Origin of the sequence: Gemmobacter sp., from assembly GCF_016792925.1 — a bacterium.
Lineage (GTDB): Bacteria > Pseudomonadota > Alphaproteobacteria > Rhodobacterales > Rhodobacteraceae > Gemmobacter.
On the sequence record NZ_JAEULU010000018.1, the window covers coordinates 1 to 3170 of the forward strand.

2 protein-coding genes are annotated in these 3170 nt (G+C 70.0%); one reads left to right on the plus strand and one right to left on the minus strand.

The annotated features are described in order from the left end of the window. Positions 1 to 122: 122 nt before the first annotated feature. On the plus strand, positions 123 to 1313 hold the full coding sequence (locus JNN06_RS01095; protein ID WP_291237753.1) for a UbiH/UbiF family hydroxylase: 1191 nt from the start codon (positions 123 to 125) through the stop codon (positions 1311 to 1313). Here the strand turns inward: JNN06_RS01095 and JNN06_RS01100 are convergent. Continuing rightward, positions 1310 to 3034: an ATP-binding cassette domain-containing protein gene (locus JNN06_RS01100; protein WP_291237754.1), complete on the minus strand. Its 1725-nt coding sequence runs from the start codon at positions 3032 to 3034 to the stop codon at positions 1310 to 1312. The two genes, JNN06_RS01095 and JNN06_RS01100, sit on opposite strands and share 4 nt — an antisense overlap. Positions 3035 to 3170: the final 136 nt, after the last annotated feature.

Consider the following 3170-nt stretch of genomic DNA (forward strand, 5'->3'; position numbering starts at 1 on the left):
CCATTCACCCCCTGAGCGAAACAGAAAATGGGCGGGGGCCGCGTGCTTTGGCCGGGGCAGCCTGTCGCGTGGACGAAGGCGGCGCCATGCCCTATCTAGGGGCAAAGTGCGGAGGGCGTGAGATGCGCGACGAGACCGATATCCTGATTTCCGGCGGCGGCGTGGCGGGTTTGGCGGCGGCATGTGCCTTTGGCGCGGCGGGCTATCGGGTGACCTGCGTGGAGCCGCAGCCGCCGGTGACCGAGGCCGAGGCCGAGGGCTCGGACCTGCGCACCACCGCCTTTCTGCACCCCTCGATCCCGGTTCTGGAGGCCGCAGGCCTTTGGGCGCGGCTGGCGCCCCATGCGGCGGCCTTGCAGATCATGCGCATCGTCGATGCCGGCGGGGTGGAGGCGCGGCCCCGCGTGGTGAAGGATTTCGACGCCGCCGATCTGAGCGACAAGCCCTTTGGCTGGAACCTGCCCAACTGGCTGTTGCGGCGCGAGATGCTGGCGCGGATGGCCGAATTGCCGAATGTGCGTTTTCTGGCGGGAGTGGCCACGGCCTCGGTGCTGACGCGGGCGTCGGAAGTGCTGGTGACGCTGTCGGATGGCAGCCGCCATGCCGCAAAGCTGCTGATCGGCGCCGACGGGCGCGGCAGCCTGGTGCGGCAAGCCCTTGGGATCGAGGTGAAAACCCTGCGCTATGGGCAAAAGGCTCTTGCCTTTGCGGTGAGCCACCCGGTTCCGCATGACAATATCTCGACCGAGATCCATCGCTCGGGCGGGCCATTCACCTTTGTGCCGCTGCCCGATGCGGGCGGGCAGCATCGCTCGGCGGTGGTCTGGATGGATCATGCCGCCGAGATCGACCGCCGTCTGGCGCTGCCCGCCACAGAGTTCGCCGCCGAGATGCAGGCGCGGTCTTGCGATCTGCTGGGAGAGCTGACCCAGATCAGCCGCCTCACCGCCTGGCCGATCATCGCCCAGATCGCCGCGCGCATGGCGGGCGAGCGCACGGCGCTGATGGCAGAGGCTGCGCATGTCATGCCGCCCATCGGCGCGCAGGGGCTGAACATGAGCCTCGCCGACCTGACGGCGCTGCTGGAGCTGGCGACGCCCGCAAACCTGGGCGATGCGGCGATGCTGGCGGCCTATCACCGCAAGCGCCATTGGGACGTGGAGGCGCGGGTGCGCGGCATTGACCTGCTCAATCGCGCCTCGCAGATCGGGGCGCAGCCCTTGCGCGACCTGCGCGCCGCCACGCTGAACGCGATGTATTCCATCGCCCCGCTGCGCCGGGGCCTGATGCGCGCCGGGATCGGGGTGCGCTAGGCCGCCATCTGCCCGGCTTGCACCATGGCGGCATAGGTGCCGCCTTGGGCGAGCAAGTCGGCGTGGCGCCCACGCTCCACAATGCGGCCCTGATCGAAAACCACGATCAGATCGGCGCGTTGCACGGTGGCGAGGCGATGCGCGATGACCAGCACGCTGCGGCCCTGCCGCGCGGCATCCAGCGCGCGGTTGATCCGCGCCTCGGTCAGCGGATCGAGGGCCGAGGTCGCCTCGTCCAGCATCAGGATCGGGGCCTGTTTCAGCAGCGCCCGCGCCAGCGCCAGCCGCTGCCGCTCGCCGCCCGACAGGGCCTGCCCGCGTTCACCGATCACGAAGTCAAAGCCGCCGGGCTTGGCTGTGATGAACTCCAGCGCCTCTGCCGCGCGGGCGGCGGCGATGACCTCTGCCACGCTGGCCTCGGGGCGGCCCAGCCTGATATTCTCGGCGATCGAGCGGTTGAACAGCCCCCCCTCCTGCGCCACCACGGCGATGGAGTCGCGGATCGAGGCAAGCGTGGCCTCTGCGATGTCCTGCCCGTCGATCAGGATGCGGCCCAGATCGGGGCGGCGCTGGCGTTGGATCAGCGCCAGAGTGGTGGATTTGCCCGAGCCGCTGGCCCCCACCAGCGCAACCATCTGGCCGGGCTGCACGGCGAAATCGGCCTCGATCCCGGCCTGCGCGCCGGGATAGCGAAAGCGCACGCCCTCCAGCCGGATTGCACCGCGCGGGGCGTGCAGGGGTTGCGCGCCGGGACGGTCGGGTGCCTGATCGGCGCTGTCGATCAGGGTGAAGTAACTGCCCAGCGTGGCAGATTGCTGGAAGATGCCGCCGACAATGCCGGTGATGCGGTCCAATTGCCCGATCAGCAGGCCCGCGAAGGCGCCGAAGGAGACGATCTCGCCCACCGTCATCTCGCCCTTGGCGGCCAGCAGCGCGCCCAGCGTGAAGACCGCGACCATGGCGAGCGTAGCCGCGGCGCGGGTCAGCACGGCGAGCAGGCCCCACCAGGTCAGCACTGGCAATTGCGCCGCCAGAAAGCCCTGCATCAGCCCCTGCATCGCCTGCATCTCGGCCCCGATGCGGCCATAGGCCTGCACCGTGCCCAGATTGCCCAGCACATCGCCCACATGCGCATGCAGCGCGCCCGCCTGCGCCTCGACCGCGCGCTGGCCTGCGCGGGTGCGGCGGATGACGGTCAGGTTCAGCGCGAGATACACCACGCCAAGACAGGCGAGGATCGCTGCCATGCGCAGGTCGATACTGGCCGCCGTGGGCAGCAGGAGGGTGAGCGACAGCGCCGTGGGCAGATGGTCGCGCAACAGGCCAAGCCATTGGCCGAACAGCACATCCGCCCCCGCCATGATCGCCCGCATCACCGCGCCGCTGCCCTGCGCGGCCTGCATATGGGCAGGCTGGCCGAGCGCGGCAGCAAAGCCCTCGGCCATGGCGGCCAGCCGCGCGCGATGGGCCAGCCGGTCGGCGCTGATCGCCAGCAGGGCACTGGCCGCGATGCCCGCCAGCCCGAACCCGGCCCAAAGCCCGATGAGGCCAAAGGCGCCCTGCCCGCTGGCCAGCCGGTCGATCATGCGGCCAAACAGCAGCGGCTCCACCAGCTGCACGACGGCCAGCGCCGCCCCCGCCAGCATGAGCCAAAGCGCGCGCCCCTGCCGCAACAGCAGCCGCAAGGCGCGCAGGTAGAGCGACAAGGTGGATTGGGGCATGACGGGCCTCCGCAGGGGTGGGAGGCGTATCTAGGGGCTTGGGGTCACAGGAAAAAAGGGGGAAAGCCGGGCGCGGTTCCCCCTTGGGCCAATGGAAAAGGGCACCCGAGGGTGCCCTTTTGGTTTGCAGCAAAGC

Coding starts and splice junctions, on each gene's coding strand:
- JNN06_RS01095 (WP_291237753.1), top strand. CDS start 123: ATGCGCGACGAGACCGATATCCTGATTTCCGGCGGCGGCGTGGCGGGT.
- JNN06_RS01100 (WP_291237754.1), bottom strand. CDS start 3,034: ATGCCCCAATCCACCTTGTCGCTCTACCTGCGCGCCTTGCGGCTGCTG.